Annotated in this window: 17 protein-coding genes; 5 read left to right on the top strand and 12 right to left on the bottom strand. The window is 40.4% G+C overall.

From position 1 onward, the window contains the following. Nucleotides 1-22 precede the first annotated feature (22 nt). From CYO90_RS05785 to CYO90_RS05770, 4 genes are all read left to right on the top strand, one after another. Complete coding sequence (locus CYO90_RS05785) at nucleotides 23-322, top strand: hypothetical protein (RefSeq protein ID WP_021087367.1); 300 nt, start codon at nucleotides 23-25, stop codon at nucleotides 320-322. After that, nucleotides 288-1118 (top strand): hypothetical protein, encoded by an 831-nt coding sequence (locus CYO90_RS05780; protein ID WP_141090541.1) that lies wholly within the window; start codon nucleotides 288-290, stop codon nucleotides 1116-1118. The genes CYO90_RS05785 and CYO90_RS05780 overlap by 35 nt, the downstream gene beginning before the upstream one ends. Beyond that, a complete protein-coding gene (locus tag CYO90_RS05775) occupies nucleotides 1115-6118 on the top strand; it encodes an LPD23 domain-containing protein (RefSeq protein WP_103578806.1) in 5004 nt (1667 codons plus the stop codon). The genes CYO90_RS05780 and CYO90_RS05775 overlap by 4 nt, the downstream gene beginning before the upstream one ends. Before the next feature lie 251 nt (nucleotides 6119-6369). Continuing rightward, entirely contained in the window at nucleotides 6370-8652 is a 2283-nt protein-coding gene (locus tag CYO90_RS05770) for a hypothetical protein (RefSeq protein WP_103578805.1), read from the top strand. Between the two features lie 82 nt (nucleotides 8653-8734). On the opposite strand, the gene CYO90_RS05765 is transcribed toward CYO90_RS05770, so the two are convergent. Beyond that, nucleotides 8735-9007 (bottom strand): helix-turn-helix domain-containing protein, encoded by a 273-nt coding sequence (locus tag CYO90_RS05765; protein ID WP_103578804.1) that lies wholly within the window; start codon nucleotides 9005-9007, stop codon nucleotides 8735-8737. Continuing rightward, nucleotides 8988-9323, bottom strand: a complete 336-nt coding sequence (locus CYO90_RS05760; RefSeq protein WP_103578803.1) for a type II toxin-antitoxin system RelE/ParE family toxin — start codon at nucleotides 9321-9323, stop codon at nucleotides 8988-8990. The genes CYO90_RS05765 and CYO90_RS05760 overlap by 20 nt, the downstream gene beginning before the upstream one ends. Before the next feature lie 1321 nt (nucleotides 9324-10644). Between CYO90_RS05760 and CYO90_RS05755 the strand changes: the two genes are divergently transcribed. After that, nucleotides 10645-10839, top strand: coding sequence for a hypothetical protein (locus tag CYO90_RS05755; protein ID WP_103578802.1), 195 nt, complete (start codon nucleotides 10645-10647; stop codon nucleotides 10837-10839). Nucleotides 10840-11097: 258 nt separating this feature from the next. Here the strand turns inward: CYO90_RS05755 and CYO90_RS05750 are convergent, their stop codons facing one another. The 10 genes from CYO90_RS05750 to CYO90_RS05705 form a co-directional block, all read right to left on the bottom strand. After that, a complete protein-coding gene (locus CYO90_RS05750) occupies nucleotides 11098-11280 on the bottom strand; it encodes a hypothetical protein (protein WP_103578801.1) in 183 nt (60 codons plus the stop codon). After that, nucleotides 11277-11549, bottom strand: coding sequence for a hypothetical protein (locus tag CYO90_RS05745; protein ID WP_103578800.1), 273 nt, complete (start codon nucleotides 11547-11549; stop codon nucleotides 11277-11279). Before CYO90_RS05745 ends, CYO90_RS05750 begins: the two co-directional genes overlap by 4 nt. After that, nucleotides 11539-12402: a hypothetical protein gene (locus tag CYO90_RS05740; protein WP_103578799.1), complete on the bottom strand. Its 864-nt coding sequence runs from the start codon at nucleotides 12400-12402 to the stop codon at nucleotides 11539-11541. Before CYO90_RS05740 ends, CYO90_RS05745 begins: the two co-directional genes overlap by 11 nt. Before the next feature lie 290 nt (nucleotides 12403-12692). Beyond that, the gene (locus tag CYO90_RS05735; protein WP_103578798.1) at nucleotides 12693-12932 is read right to left on the bottom strand and encodes a helix-turn-helix domain-containing protein; all 240 of its coding nucleotides are present in this window, start codon (nucleotides 12930-12932) and stop codon (nucleotides 12693-12695) included. A gap of 62 nt (nucleotides 12933-12994) precedes the next feature. After that, nucleotides 12995-13531 carry an ATPase gene (locus CYO90_RS05730; protein WP_103578797.1) on the bottom strand — a complete coding sequence of 179 codons (537 nt, stop codon included), beginning with the start codon at nucleotides 13529-13531 and terminating at the stop codon, nucleotides 12995-12997. 70 nt (nucleotides 13532-13601) lie between these two features. Further along, nucleotides 13602-13808, bottom strand: a complete 207-nt coding sequence (locus CYO90_RS05725) for a helix-turn-helix domain-containing protein (RefSeq protein WP_103578796.1) — start codon at nucleotides 13806-13808, stop codon at nucleotides 13602-13604. Between the two features lie 10 nt (nucleotides 13809-13818). Then, nucleotides 13819-14268 (bottom strand): hypothetical protein, encoded by a 450-nt coding sequence (locus CYO90_RS05720; protein WP_103578795.1) that lies wholly within the window; start codon nucleotides 14266-14268, stop codon nucleotides 13819-13821. Next, nucleotides 14265-14642: a hypothetical protein gene (locus CYO90_RS05715; protein WP_103578794.1), complete on the bottom strand. Its 378-nt coding sequence runs from the start codon at nucleotides 14640-14642 to the stop codon at nucleotides 14265-14267. Before CYO90_RS05715 ends, CYO90_RS05720 begins: the two co-directional genes overlap by 4 nt. A gap of 8 nt (nucleotides 14643-14650) precedes the next feature. After that, nucleotides 14651-15106: a DUF736 family protein gene (locus tag CYO90_RS05710; protein ID WP_103578793.1), complete on the bottom strand. Its 456-nt coding sequence runs from the start codon at nucleotides 15104-15106 to the stop codon at nucleotides 14651-14653. A gap of 74 nt (nucleotides 15107-15180) precedes the next feature. Continuing rightward, the gene (locus tag CYO90_RS05705) at nucleotides 15181-15762 is read right to left on the bottom strand and encodes a hypothetical protein (protein ID WP_103578792.1); all 582 of its coding nucleotides are present in this window, start codon (nucleotides 15760-15762) and stop codon (nucleotides 15181-15183) included. Nucleotides 15763-16060: the final 298 nt, after the last annotated feature.

The following is a 16060-nucleotide window of genomic DNA, read 5'->3' as shown; positions in this document are numbered from 1 at the left end:
TCACTAAAAAAAGGAGCTTAGCATGTGGGATTTTTTAAAAAATTTAGGAGATAAGGCTAGTCAAAATGCAGATGGACTAAAGGCGTTTGGATCACTCCTTGGCGCAGGTGCTGGGATATGGAGTGCAGTAGAGCAAGGAAGACAAGCTAAAAAACAAAATGATCTAGCTATGAAAAACTACAATCTAAATATGCAAATTTTAAAAGATGAGAAGGCACGTCAAAAGAAGATGCAACAAAACTTAGAGCAAGGTTGGGCAGGTGCTACGGCAAATGTAATGAGCAAGGATGAAGAGGAGAGAAAGAGAAATGGGCTACTTTAATATAGAGTTTCTAAGACGTCCAGAGCTAAGCCCGCTAAGTCCTAAAGCTGGGTATGCTGCAGCTCTTGGCGCTGTCGCAAATGGTATAAAAGATGTGGGAGATATAGGGCTAAATCGCCAAAAGATAGATGATGAAAATAAGAGATATCAAGAGGAGGAGCTCTTTAGAAATGATGAGCTAAATTTTAGAAAAAGCTCACATGCGGATACGATGAAAGCAAAGTCTGATGAGTTAGCATATCAAAAAGATAAAGATGATAAAGACCGCGCATTTAACGAGAAAAAGCTAAGCATGGATGAGCTTAGGGCTAATAAAGATAGGGCTGTGGATATGGCAAGAGTTAATACTCAAGCTAGATACTATGACACTCTTGCCATGGGGCACGTCGATAAGAATGGGCGCCTTAGCAAAAATAGATCTAGCGCGCCTAATGATATAAACGTCCCAGAGGGCTATAGCTATATAAGTGCAGACGAGCTATCGCCTTTTGTAGGCAAAGGGCTACTTCAAAATGGTGGTTTAAAAAAGCTTAAGGATGGAAACTATCTTATAGAAAATGAGACACTTTTAAATCTGATCGATGCGGCAAAGCAGCAGCAAGGCATAGCTAAATCTTTAAACGAGAGAAAAAACCAAGTTAAAGGTGTGCTTGATGATGTGGCGATTGCTCCAAATGAGAAAAGGGGCGTCATAAAGGACAATCAAGCGACCAAACAAGCGCCTATTCTTGATATAGAGCAGTTAAAAAAGCAAAAGCCATTAATCTTTAATGATGAATATGATGGAGCGCTATGATGCCTACGACTAGAGAATTTTTAGGTGATAGCTTGATTAAAGAGCTTGAAGGGGCTGGCTTTTCGCCGCAAAGTATAAATGCCTTTGCTAAAAATGAGTATAGACAAAGAAAGGCAGCACAAGAGGAAGAGCAAAAAAGGCTTTTATATAGAGCTGATGATATGAAGCTTGATGGTAAGACTAAAGAGGCTTTTCTTAGTGGAGAGATCAATGAGCAAGAAGCCAGAAACGCACAGAAATTTGAAGAGTTTGGCGCAAAGAAACATGGCTGGACTCTTGGTGCTGCTAAGACGGTAACAGGTATAGCTAATACTGTTGAGCGAGTTGGTGACTTTATAAATCCATTTTATGAAGGTAAGCGTGATAAAGATGGAAACTATATCTATCAAAACGGCTTAGAAAAGTCTCTGCGTTCTAAGATAAAAAACGTTGAAAAGATGCGAGATGACTACGAAAAGGCAACTGGCGAGACGTCATGGGGTAGCCGTTTGGCTGAGATAGGCACGGAGCTTGTTGGTGATCCTATAAATTTTGTAGGTGGAGTTGGACTACTTAGCAAGGGTAGCAAACTAGCTCAGTTTGGTAAAAAGACCTTATACTTTGCAGGGACTGGCGCTGCAAGTGGAGGAGTGGCAGCTCTTGGCGAGGGTAAAAATGATGAAGAGACATTAAAAAATATAGGCTATGGCGCAGCTGGTGGGTTTGTTTTGGGACACGCGATAGATCAAGGCATCCAAGGCATAAGTAAGCTCATGGCAAAGCGTCAAGCAAGTAAAATGGCAAATGAAGCTGATGCGATAGATAGTGCCGAAAATAGCGAGTTTTTGGGTGGTGAGCGAGCGGAGATAAATACGGCTGAAATCACTGCTCGCAAGGATGAGCCTTTACTTCACGCAGAGCGCTCGCAACGAGACTACGCTACGAATAGCTCGCCTGCCCAGACAATGACTGCTAAGGAATTTGCTACAAAAGAGATGGGACTTGATGAAGGCACAGCCACAAATGTTTTAAAAGAGGCTATGCAGGGCAAAGAAAAAAGCGAGTTTACAGACGTAGATAGCTACAATGATATAGTTAAATTTAAAAACTTTGAGGTGCAAAGAGAGTATGCTAAAGCTTATGGCGAGAAGATACAAACTGCACAAACTAGCATAAATAACGCAAGAGAGCAATCAGCCATAAGATACGCAGATACTCAAAAAGCAATTAGTGAATATCAAAAGCAGGGTATGTCCGCAAGTGCGATAAGAGAGCTAATTAACGCTAAATTTAAGCCAAGTGCGGATGAGATAAACTACACAAGAGCTTACAATGACGGCGCAGATGTTGATGCTAGGCTTACTGGACAAGGTATATTTTACGCACTTGAAAAAGATATCGCAGCGCAGGCTTATACTCCAGAAATTTATGCCACAAGGCTAAAACAAAGAGGTTTTAGCGATGAGAGCGTGCAGGCTTTTACACAGGCATATGCAAACAAAGATATAGATATAGCAAAAGAGTATGTGAATGAAAAAGTAGCTGATGCTTATGAAAGTAGAGTTCAAAGAGAAGTAGCTGATGAGATAAATTCAGAAAACAGAATAAATATAAATAAAGACGGAGCGTATAGCGGGCATCCTATGCTCCGCCCCGATGAGCCTAGTATAGGGCAAAGAGACTTAAAAGGAAATTTAATTGATAAAGAAGCAATTTGGGGTGGGGACGCGCTCTCCGACCTAAGCTCCCCACGAACGGCTAAACGAGGATCGGAAGCCGATGCAACAATTATATCCCAAAAAGGAAATTTAATTAATGAAACAACCAAACAAGAGGATCTAAGCTCACTCAGGGCAAAGATAGAGCAAGAAAACAACATCGTGCCTATTAAAGAATTTGGCACTAATTACGCTGAGTTTTATCATGACGGCAAAGGTGCGATAGATAAACTTTTGACTGAAAGAGAGGGTCAGGTTGCAGGTGCTTTTTATAGAAAAGAGTTAGGCGATATAACCTTGCCATGGGGGGAGGTATCGCAAAGTGGAAATAAAATAAAGGGATATGGGTTAGCTAAAATTATAAAAAAACATGGTGTAGAAATTTTAAACGAGTTGCCTAATGTTTTTAAAACTGGTGCATTAATAAAACAAAATGATGTCCATTATAGAATAGAAAGTGGTAATTATGTAGTAGGACTAAGTGCGGAATTTAAAGGTAAAAAACATAACTTTGTATTAACAGCTTTTGAGAGAGTAGGGAGAGAGACGGACACTTTCACCGATCCGTCTTTTAAGGTCGCTTCGGACAATTTGGCGACTAACTCCAATAAAAATATTATATCCCAAAAAGGAAATTTAATCAATGAAGAAGCAAAGAATAGCGCCTTACCAAACGGCGTTTCTGGTATCGGCGATAATGCAAGCGGAGCAGGAGGGCGACAAGGAGGCGATGAGGAGATATTACGCCAAAGCGGACGCAATACTTCAAGCGCTAGCCAGACAAAGCAGACAGCCCAGAGCGATGAGCAAATGGAGCAACGACCAGCCTTTAAAACAGATGGCGATACTGATGCCACAGCTTCAAGCAAGCAAATGGTGGAAGAACAAGGAAGCGGCGCTAGTGTCGGCGGTGGGCTGAGGGTAAACTCAAATGCTCATTTAGGTAGCGGTCTTGTAACAGGCACGCTAAATTCTATCGATGAAGATGGAAATTTTAATCCAGATAGATTTGCAGCTGGATTTTTAGTGGGGCTTGTTGGTAGTAAAGCGGTAGCAATAGCTGCAAGAAAGATGATACCACAGCTTTATAATAAGATCTTAGGCGCAGCTAAAAAGATGCCTCAAATGGCAAAAGATAATCCTAAACTTCTAGGCAAGCTTTATGCAAACGGCAAGGACGTAAGCTTAAATTCTTTTGCTGGAGAAAAGGCGATCACGGCAAACGTCGGCAAGCTAGATCAAGCTAAAGCGATGCTAGAAAAGGGCGCGGACGAGGTAGAAATTTGGCAAAAGACTGGGTGGTTTAAAGATAAAGACGGTGCTTGGAAATTTGAGATAGGAGACAGCAAAGCAAGGCTAAATCCAAATTTTAAAAGTGGCGGAAAGCTAGGAGAGTTACTGGAGCATGAAGAGCTATTTAAAGCATACCCTGAGTTAAAGGATATAAAAATTAAAAAGATAAGTGACGAAGGAGGAGAAAAACTAGGATATTATGACCCTAATAAAAAAGAGATAGCCATAAATAACATAGGTGATAAATCTACGCTTATGCACGAGGTGCAACACGCTATACAAGAGATCGAAGGGTTTGCGAAGGGTTCGGGTGCTAAAGGCGAAAACTACCGCCTAAGTCACGGCGAAGCTGAGGCTAGAAACGTTCAAAATAGGCTAAATTTAGGGGATAAATTTAGAGTAAAAATAGTAAAAGATAATAATCCAGCTATTGATGATAACCATATGTTTGATTATCATACGTGGATAAGAGACGAGAGTGACATAAAAACGTTTAAACAAGCTTACAATGACGATGGCGGAGGAGACCTTACCCCTGATTTTACAGAAGCTATGGCAAAAAAAGCTATTGATAGTGGTGAGATAACTGTATATAGCTCAAAGCCTATAAAAGCAGGTAATTTTGTGACGCCTTCAAAAATGGAAGCTAAAAGCTATGCTGGAAGTGGCAAGATATATGAAGAGAAGCTAAATTTAAACGATATATCGTGGATTGATGCATTGCAAGGTCAAGTAACTAGAAATAAAGATATACATCCGCATGAGACTTTTGACGTAAATCCAAATGAGACGATCGTAAGCAAAGAGGGCATTGTAAATTTAAGTAAAGAGCTTGAGAAAAAGTATATTTTAAAGGACGGAAGCATCAATGAAGCTGCCGTAAGAAAAGAGGCAGAGCCATTTATAGAAAAAGAATATAGCCTAGAGAATTTTAAGGCCGAGTTTCCAAACGGCAAGGTAGATACGCCGATAGGTGAGGTGGCTGTAAGTAATTACCAATTTGAAAAATTAAATTTTAAGGGTCGCGAAAAATACTTAGGGCTAATAAAACCGACTCTTGAAAGACCCGCGTTTGTAGTGGATTTTGAAGATACTACGTTTTTCTTTAAGCCTTTTAGAGATAAAGACGGCGTCGTTAAATTTGCTTCCGTGATCAAGGAAAGAGACGGAGGATTAGATGTAACTTCTAATTATCCTATGGCGAATAGAAAATTTGAGCTGATAACAAGAGAAGGCAAAGTAAGATATGTCCAAGGCTCTGTGGCGAAGCCCGTAGAACACTCCTTGGACAATAACGTCCGAAGCTCTGGCGGCCTAAAGCCCATAGAACACTCTTCGGACGGTAAAGGCATTATACAGCAAAACGAGGAAAAAGTCTATCACAGCCGCAATATAGAAGAGATAAAGCAAGAGCATCCAAACGTAGAAAAAGAGCTAGACGAGAGTATAGCGGCTATGAGAAAAGAGAGCTTTAATGACGTAAATTTCAAAGATGATCTAATAAATAAAATCAATGCAAAAGATATAACCACCAAACAACTTGGTAAAAGCGTAGATCTAAGCGATAAACAACTAGCTGTCTTAAAAAATGATATAAAAAATGCAGACTTTAAGGTAATCAGCGATAGTAAAATTTACTTTGACAAGATGGGCAAAGATGGAGATAAAAAGAGATTTTTTATAGATATGGCAGAGGATGGAAAAGTAAGAGTGGATGGGTATAGTAAAAAAGGTATAGATACTATCCCAGTAAGACAAAGTGCGCTTGAAGAGCTTGCAGGAGTTGGAGATAGGGCAAGGCTAAAAAATATGAGCTTTGAGGTAAAGGCGGCGTATTTTAATGAGCTAGATCCTATCAAAAAAGAGGCGATACTAAAGACGGCTGAGCTAAACAAGCTAAAAAAGGCAGCTCAGAGCGGAGATAAGGTTGCTGTAGCTAAATTTGAAGAGTTTAAGGCTAGAAATTTAGATGAAAACGGAAATATAAAAGACGGACTAAGCTTGTGCTAAATAAAACCGGAGGGGACAAAATCTTAATAGGCCGCTTTAAAAGCGGCCACGATCAATATGCCTTGACTGTGATAGCCAAAAGCAGTATAATCGCTATTAAGATTTTTGTGAGCAAATAAACTCACCTCCTTTCAGAGGCAAATTTAAGCTCGGAGGTTGCCGCCTCCGGCTTGACCTCTATCTGCAATTATACATATTTTTAGCAAGCTTATCTCTTAACCAAATTTAAAAATAAATTAAAAGGAATAGGTATGCAAAAATGTCCATTAAAAGAGATCCAAAAAAGATCAAATAAGCTGCTTGATCGCTGGGCACTAAAGGTTGATGATGCCTTTGATAAGGCAAGTGAAAAATTAGACGAGACTGCAAAGTGGATCGATGAAAACATACCATTTGCTGGCGAGCTACTAAACATAAGAGAGCATGGCAAAGAGATAGATGAGCTTTTGGGGGAATATCATAGAACAACGGCTGCCATATATACTCAAGCTGGGCAGTTTAAAGAGTATCTAGGAAAGCTTAGCTTAGAAAACAGAAAGGCGATGTTTAAGGCACTTGATGGCGAAATGGATCCTGGCGAGCTGCCTGAGCACGTAAGGCCGCTATACGAAAAAGTGCGTAAGACTATCGATGATGGGGCGCAGGCTCTAGTTGATGCTGGAGCGCTTGAGTCAAAAAATGTCATCAAAGACTACATCAAACACTACTATAAAAAGCATATGGATGAGGCAAAGGAGAATAGCCGTATCGCAAAGGCGCTAAGGCAAAGTAAATTTTTTGCTAGAAAGCAGATGAGTTGGGAGCAAAAGCAGTTAAGACAGATCGAGGATGATGCGGCTTTTGCGGTGACAAACACGATCTTAGAGCAAAAAAAGCAACTCCTTAAGGCTCAAACCCTAAAGCTGTTTGCGGATAAATTTGCTAAAGACATGCCACCTGAAGGTGTTGATGGGCTAAAATGGGCAAAGATGAGTGATGAGAGTGCTGGCGGTGGCATCAAAAAGTATGGAGCACTAGCTGGCAAATATGTCCCAGAAGATGTCGCTAAAGCTCTAGCAGAGGCTGAGATGCTAGGGCGTGAGATGGCAAAATTTAACAATATGTATTTTAAACTAATCGATCACATCAAGGTAAATGTGACTGTAAAAAATCCCTTTACGCACCTATATAACTTTGGCTCAAATATGGCTCTAGCCTTTTTGCATGGAGACTTTAACGAGGCTATGAAGACAACTGCTGCATTGATGAGAGGAGATAAGCAGTTTAAAAGGTGGGAAACTTTGGCTAACTCGCTAGGGCTTGATAGTCATCTAAGCGACCTTGAAGGTCTGGTAAAGCCTTTGCAAAGTGAGGCAAAAGATGGCATCTTAACCAGGGCGCTAAAAGAGGCGTATATGGCTGAGGGAAGCTGGAGTGGCGAGAAAGCAAGGTATTTTTACTCGATGGAGGATAAGGTATTTAAGATAGCTAGGTTTAAGAAAAATCTTGAGATGATCGCTAAAAACAAGGGTTTTGACGTAAATGACTTTAGTAAATTTAGTGCAGATGAGCTAAAGGCTGCGATGAAAGATGCGCAATATTCGTATGTTGATTATTCTACTCACTTCAATGGCACTCTAAAAATGCTTGATAAAACGGGGGTTCAGCCTTTTTTACACTATACTGTAAAATCAACTCCGATGGTGGTAAAAGCGGCTTTAAAGCGACCAGATAGATTTTTGATGATGCAAGCTGTGCTAGCTTTTTTTGGTGGCAGTGCATGGCTGGGTGCTGATAATGAGCGAGATAATCTAGCAAAGCCAGAGTGGGCAGAGAGTGGCGCGCTGCCAAACTTGGTGGGTGTGAAAAGCTGGATGGAGTTATTTAATACTGGTTGGTATTTTAACTCTGGCCGTTTGGTGCCTGGCTTTAGGTTTGATGGATTTGACAAACTAGAGTTTAATGGAGGCTTTGTCGGAGGCGCTATAAACATAGCAAGTGGCAAGAGCACGCTAGGCTATAAGATAGAAAGTGATGATGATCCTAATGCCGTAAAAATAACAAAAAGAGTGCTAGAGCTAACAAAAAGCTACTTCCCACCGCTCTCGCCTCTTGGACGCTACGGACAACAACTAGGAGCGCAGGGTGTGGCTGATATCACTGGAGCTGACATCGCACCAAAAGACTACAATAAAGAGGAGCTAGGCTTTGGCGGTATAATAGCAAGAGGTGCTGGCGTGAGGCGCTTTGATAAAGAAAAAGAGTATGGCAAGGAGTTAAAAAAGGCTAGAAAAGAGTATGAGCAGTTTGTGCCTGTAAAGATACCAAACTCAAAAGATGAAGAGAAGGTGACAAAGGCAAAAGCTCACAATGAGAGGATCGCAAAGCTAAGCGTGGAGGATCTGCGCGAGGCTAAGGCGAGGGCGGAGGATAAATTTAAACGTATAAAAGAGGCTGCAAGTGCCGACGGCGTGAAGCTAGACATAGGGCTTTTAAGGCAAAGCAGGCAAGGTGGCGGTGCTTTTGGAAGCTCTAAGATAAAATTTCCAGAGTAAAGGGTGCTCCTTTGCTTTTAATAAGATTTCGGTTATAATTAACCTACAATTCACCGGGGGCGCTTTAAAGCCCTCTTACTGACTAAACTATGGCTATACGTTTGCCAACTGCGTTTAGATAATTTACAAGAGTTGAGTATTTCATATCTAAATTTCCGCTTTCAATGCGAGCTACCGCGCTTTGTTTAACACCCATAGCTTTTGCCACTTGTGCTTGTGTCATCTTTGCCTCAGAGCGTGCTTTTAGCAGCTCATCTATCAACTCAAATTCTTTATCTAATGCGTCATACTCGCGTTTAAAGTCAGGATTTTTTAGTTTCTTTTCTAAAAACGTATCAAAGTCTATCATTGTCATTTTTAAACTCCTTTAACCTAGCTTTGGCTAAATTTAGTATATTTTTAGGTATCTTTTGGCTCTTTTTCTCATATGTCAGTAAGATGATTATCGTTTTGCCGTTCGAGTAACAAAATACACTTCTAGCGATACCGCTTGCGGCTTTGGCTCTAAGCTCAAATAGTCCATCCTCTAGGTTTTTGGTATGCGGCTCGCCTAAATTTGCTCCATAAATTTTTACTCGTTCAAATAGCTTAAGCAGTTTTGCTTGCAGATCGTAACTGATAGCTTCAAATTCATCTACTACGGTTTGATTTAAAAATTTTATGTTCCACATGTCTTTTCCTGAGATTGTGCTTTATAACATATTTGTTATAAATAAACACTTAAAATATAAGCCACAATGGCGCTATGCGTCTATAACCTGGGTTATGTTTATAGCTGTCTTGGCAAGAGCAAATGCGCAAGGTGTGGCTAGCTAGGTGGCGAGTGCGAGGCGCTTGGTGCGGTTTAGCTTTTGCTTAGGGGGAGAGGGCGCAAGTTCGAACACTAGTAATGCCAAAGCAGATAATGAGATAGCTTGTCGGAGTGGGGGGGAGAGTGTGAGTTTTTGAGAGCAAACCCAGCCCATTTTGTGGCTTTTGGCTTGGTTTTGGTGTGGTTTTGTGTGGATAGTTGGCTTGGTTTTGTGGTTTTTTGATATGCGACTGGCGTGGTTTTGGCTTGTTTTGTAGCTTTATGGTGCATAGGCCGCCGCTGTTTTTGGTGTATGGCGTCTATTTTGGCCAGATATTTATTTTGGCCAAATATTTACTGAGTAAAAAAATAAAAATTTGCACGCTGGTCGTTGTCTATTTTTTACTTTTTTGGTAAAAAAACGGCTTAAGGTTAGCTCGCTAAAAATGGCTAAAAAATGGTTTGAAAATTTAGTGATGGAAATTATACTTTTCAATACTATATTTTAAAGAGTGCCTAAAATAGGGCTTTTTCGAGTAGTAAAGAAAAGTGGTTTAAGGTTAGAGCGGGCAAATTTGGCTAAATTTTAATGAAAAATGGCGATTTTGTTTAAGGTTGGAGCGGATTTTTGCAAGGTGGATTAGTTTTATTTTTTAAGCTTTGTGGTTATTTGTAGTGCGATTTTTATAGCGTGATGATGCGGAATGCTTGGGCGCTCTAACTTTGGGCGAATGCGTGGGAATGTAATGGGTTTGTGGTTGCGAAAAATTACGAGGAAATTTAATGTGCTTAGTTGTTTTTGCGTGAGCGTGCTGGCTGTGTTGGCTTGGCTGGCGTGGTGTGTTGGTTGGTTTGTGTGAGCTGCTTGCTAGATCAAAGCTAGCTATAAAATCTTTGATAGGGGGGGGCTATGAACCCATTTGACCTGCGCCACATAATACAACGGTCACACTAAAAATTTTAAAATTTTTCAAACTTTTTTCATATTGTTGGCGGTTAAAATGGCAAAATGCCCCAAAAAACGCACTTTTATCTAACCTGCTTATAAAAAATAAGTAAAAATTTTCTTTGGCAAGCCAGCCGCTTGGACGCGCCAGCGTTGGGGCTTGCGAGTGGGTAGGGGTCGAGCTAAAAGGGTGGTTGTTGGTAGGACTGGTTGATGTGCGATTTTGGGCTTTAGGCTTGCAAGAAATGGCGAGTTTGTGAGTTTTGGGCGGAAATTTATAGGGTTCTTGGCTTGGTATGTCAGCTTTGGAGCTTATGGCAGGGGGCGAGTTTGGTGGCGTTGGGGGTTGTGGGCAGGACTGGTTGATGTGCGATTTTGGGCGGAAATTTATAGGGTTCTTGACCTGGTATGTCAGCTTTGGAGCTTGCGAGCAAGGCAGGTTAAGGAGTGAGTTTGGTGGGTGGTTGTGGTGAGCTAGTTAGTATTTAGGCTAGCGAGTGAGTAAGGGCGAGTAAAAAAGGTGGTTACAGCGATAAAGCCTCGCAGGACGGGTAGGCTAGGGCTTTAACTCTTATAAATTTTAAGAGCATAAGCCCCTTACTTTAAAAAGTCATCTTCTCTATAAAGGGCTTTAGCTCTTTGACATTTGAGAGCATAAGCCCTATAGCTACGCCAGCGCCAAGAAGGACTGCGCTAAAGATCATATAAGCTAGCATGATCTCATCCTTTTTATTTTGGCTTTGAGCCTTTTTATCTTCGCTCTTAGCCGCTCCTCTTGTGCCTCGTTATCGCGTGCGAATACTTTTAAAAGCTCTAGCGCCTCGTTAAATTTAGCCCGCAACTGCTCATTTTCATAAGCAAGCTCCGCAATTCTAGTTATATACTCTCTCATATTCCGCTCCTTACATTGTTTTGGATATTGCCGTCGCCTATCTGGCTGTTTCCATTAACTATCACGCATCCCTCGTTATCACAAATTTGCGTTATAAGCACCGGCACGATAAAGACATTTCGCTCGTCTGGTGCAAGCTGGTCTAGCACGCTTCTTAGCCTAGCTATGATCTCATTTGTGTCATCTGTATTTAGAGCCATAAAGAGCTCATTTTTAAAAGGGTTTTCTTTCATAGCTTGCTCGCTTCTATATAGTTTTTTATCTTTCATCGCCTTTTACCTTTATAGTTGGGATGTAGTATTTTATGGGTTCGTTTGCGCTCTTTTTTAGGGTTGATATGTAGTAAAAGAGCTCATCTTGCACGGTCTTGTTTGCGGCGTAGATGGTCTCAAGCTTTGCTACTATGTCGTTTATGATCTTACCTTGACCTTGCATATAGCCCCACTTCTCGCTTTGCAAGTTAAAGTTTTCATGCTCTTTGCCTTCTAGCTCTTGTTGCAGTGCCTCTACCTTGCTCTCGAGTGAGCGGTAATAATCAAGATCATCGCCGTTTGGTATCTGCTTGTTTATGCGCTCTAGCTCCTCTTCTAAAAATCTCGTCCTACTTCGTAGCTCTTCTAGCTCTGGAGTGGTCTTTTTGTTTAGTTTATCTCTTAGATCTTGCATGGCTTCATATCTTGCCTCGCTCATTTTCTTTTCAAACTTTAGCTTGGAGCGTAGATCGTAAATTTCTCTATACTTCTCATCCGAGCTACTCTCTAAGAGCTTGATCTTCTCACCTAGCTCACGAGAAGCTTTTAGCTCATCCTCTAGCTTTTTTAATGACTTTTCAAGCTCAGCCTCTGCCCATGAGCGGAAATTTTTAGCCTCTTTAGAGCGGATAAACATACCTAGCTTGATGATGCCTCGAAGTGTCCATTTGATAATTTCTTGTTTTCCGCCTTTGGTCTCTTCTGAAATACAGACGAAATGGATGTTTTCGACTATTTCATCGGCATGGTCGCGTTTGTGTATTCTTATGTTTGTTATGGAAGTCCCGTAGCGTTTGGCAACGTATTCGGTGGTGAATGTTTGGGAATTTAAAATTTCGACTTGGGTGTTAGAAAGTGATAACTCTTGCATTTTTTATCCTTTTAAGGTAATTGATTGAAAGAATTATATAACTATAAAGGTATTTTGTCAATAGTATTTATAACTTTAAAGTAAAATTTTATTTTTTTAAGATACTTATAGGGTATAAAAAGCGTGTCGAAAATATCGACGGGCTATTTTTAAATAGAAAGATTACAAAGCGCATAAGGATTTCTTATGTGCTATTTTTAATCGTCGAAAATCTCGACAATTAAATTTTTAATAGTCAAGAACCCCGACTTATTGTTTTTTAAAAAAAAAAGGGGGGGGGTAAGAATTCCTTACCCCCCTTGCTTCGCTTCGTCTATCAGGGCGAAACCTTGGGTAAATTTATCGAGCCTTCGCTTGATACGCTCGTGCTCTATCAATAGCTCCATAAATTTAACTGCCATTTGGCTCGGCTCGTCGCCGCTACTCCACTTTGCGGGCATATTTTGATGAACACCCATCTTCTCCGCTAGCTCTCTTTGGGTTAAATTTAACTCCTTACATACTCGTTTAACGATATTTTCCTCGCTCATCGCTTATCCTTTACTTTTTTAAATTTTTGCATTATAATCGCTTTTACATTCAAGGCGGTGCTTTAACCGCCACCTTTTAAATACTCCAAAATTTTATCATCAAAGCTTGTTAAAATATCATCTAAAAAGGCATTTATGTTGTTTGGCTCTATGCCTATGATCTGTCCGTGTAGCTTTGTAGATAGCCTTGGCGTGCTATTTTCGTTTAGTTTGTATAAATTTTCAAAATGAAAAGCTCGGTTGCGGATGGTGCGTATAAGTGAAAACGTTATGGATGTTTTTTCGAAATTTAGCCATTTGTGTTTTTTGTTAAATTTTGAATACTTTAAAAAGTCAATATCTTTAAAATTTACGATCTTGTTTTGAATGCAATGCGTGTTTAAAAGCTCCACCCAATACCCAAGCGTTTGACGTGATATAAATATATCATCTGTGATATTTAAAGCCTTGGCTACTTTGTTTCTAGTGACTATCTCTATGATACCGAGCTTTGGCGCAATATCTCCGATAAGTAAGATGTTTTGCCTATGCTCGTCATGGTTTAAATAGCCTGATAGTCTAGCTTTAGAAAAAAGTGCCAATAGATCGTTTTCGTTCATTTTTAACCTTGTTAAATTTTAGACTAGATTATAAAAAAAACTAGCTTAACCATCGCAATATGAGGTTATATTAGAGATGTTTAGGTGATGAGACTGCTGAGGCTTCTAAAAATGCCATGATCTCGCTTGTGGAGTAGAGGACATTTTTGCGAGTGACGGCATACTTTTTAAATTTACCATCCCTGACGTAGCGCCATAAGGTCACGGCGTTGCACTTTAGAAGCTCACAAGCTTGCTTAGTGGTGATAGGGTCTGTTATAGGTAGAAGTGGTGTCATAGTTTATCCTTTAAATGTTTTCAATGTAAAAATAGGCTAGGTTTTGGCTATCCTCGGCTTCCTTGCGGTATTTCGTATCATAGCTTTTGTTTAAGATGTAGGCTATCTTATCTTTGTTGCAAGCGTAAAATTCCGCCAGTATGGGAGCTAGGCGCTGACCTTTGCGGTTGTTTGGTGCAAATTTTAGATAGAGCAGGTCACAAGCAAGCTGTGGCGCTGTGGTGCTAAAGTCGCTTTTACAGATGCTAGCTTTGTTTTCAAGGGCTGTTATCTGAAGATCTATGCGCTCTTTAAAGGCGTGATAGTGCTGCACAATAGGCGACATAATTGTAATCAACTCATCTATAAATTTGCTCGCTTTTTTGTTGATAAATAGCCCCAACTCTTGCGTGCTATCCATCTTTAAAAATGAGTAAGCCATCACAAAGATGGCCGCGTCTTTTAGCTCGTTTGTGGTCATTTGTTTTTTAACCCCATAGTAGCAAGAATATCGCCAGCATCGTAGATAGTGTAGTCTTTGATAAAGGCGTGCCTTATCTCTATGCCGATGCCTTCTGAGCCTAAGATGAGCCCTTTGTCACAAGTTTTTTCACTTGGGACAAATAAAGCACCACAACTATCAAGCTGTTTTAGGCAGATAGCCATAACCTCGGGGTAGCTTAAATTTCTATAGGCGGAGTTGTTTAAAACTGGGCTAAATAGCTCATACTTTTCATCGCCGTTAAAATACTCATTGGCTTCTGCTAGGGCTTTGATAGCTACCTCTCTAGCCTTTTTCTTATCATCTTTAAAGACTGAGTAAGGGCTACAAACGTAAATTTTAAAAGTTTCCATGCTAGTCCTTAAAATGGTATCTGCTCATCATCTACATAAAATGTAGTCTCGTCGCTAGGTGGCACATCTTGTTGCTCGCTTCGTCTAGGTGCGTTCCAAACAACGTCATATAGCACGCCCTCTTTGGCGTTTTCGCCAGCGTTAAAAAGAGCTATATAGACTTTATAGCCTGGCACTGCTGGCGTCTGTATGTAGCCACTTAAAAAACTTTTGGTGCCATCTTTGCTTTGTCTGCCCCATAGTGCGCCTATTATCTGTCTACCGCCCTCGTAGCCTTTTGGCTTTTGAAGGGCTAGCTGAAAGCCTGGAAAGTCTTTATTTTTCTGCCTATCCTCTGCGCTAGTGCTAAGTATGACAACCTCTATGGGTCTTAAAAATGGGATCATGATAGTCCCGCCTGTGTAGCCGATCTCCTCGCCATCAGCGTTTTTATAGCTTTTGCGTTTAAAATAGCCTACGTTCATCTTCTCTCCTTTATAAATTTGCTAAATTTTGAAATATCGCTAAGATAATAACCAGCGTAAAAGCTAGTAAAAACCTAAGAGCTAGCTTTTTCATCTTGAACCTCTGCGTCGATAACGTCATCTTCAAACTCGACCTTGACCCCATTTAGGCGAGACAAGAGCTGCTCGGCTGAAACTGCCTCTGGTGGCATGATAGCTAGGCGGTCAAGCATCTTTTCGCTTCTGCCAGCTGAGAGAGTAGAGATAAATTTCGCTCGCTCAAAGTCCTCGGCGCTAAGTGTGCCAGTCTCTCTTTGTCTAGCTACGATGCGCTTTGCTTCGCTCTCCATGATCTCATAGCTAGCAGCTAGCAAGACGTTGTTTCGCTCAATATCAACCTTGGTGTTTTTAACTACCATTTGCAGGCTAGATCTTTGAAGTAAATTTCTAGTTTGCTTATCTTCGCTCATGGCTAGAGTTACTTTATTTTGTAAAGCTTGCGTCCAGTTAAAGTCCTTTTTCCAGCGGTTTATAGAGCTGCTTGATCCTTTTAGCCCTAAAGCTTCTAGCTTTGAGGCTAGTTGCTCCTCACTAATAGGCTTATAATCGCTCTCAAACGTCGCACTTTCAAGGTATATCTCAAAAGCCTTTTGCTGAGTTTCATTCATCTGTTTCATGCTTTTTCCTTTTTGTGTCTTAGCTGTCTTATCAATGTCTTAGATATGATAAGACACTTAAAGCCCCTAAAAATCGAATTAAAACTAACTTGTCTTATTGTCTTATCTTTTTTCCTATATTGCTCTAGAAAAAAAATATTAAAATAAATTAAAAAAAATATATAAAAAAAGATTAAGTAACAAAAAATAAAGCAATATGTGCAAAAAGTGCTAAGACAATAAGACACTCCTATCAAAACCACGATAAAAAGGGCTTTTGCCTGTCTTATCTTAGATAAGACATTGATAAGACAAGATA

It is taken from the genome of Campylobacter concisus (genome assembly GCF_002913745.1).
Lineage (GTDB): Bacteria > Campylobacterota > Campylobacteria > Campylobacterales > Campylobacteraceae > Campylobacter_A > Campylobacter_A concisus_R.
This window is presented reverse-complemented; position numbering and strand designations above follow the sequence as displayed.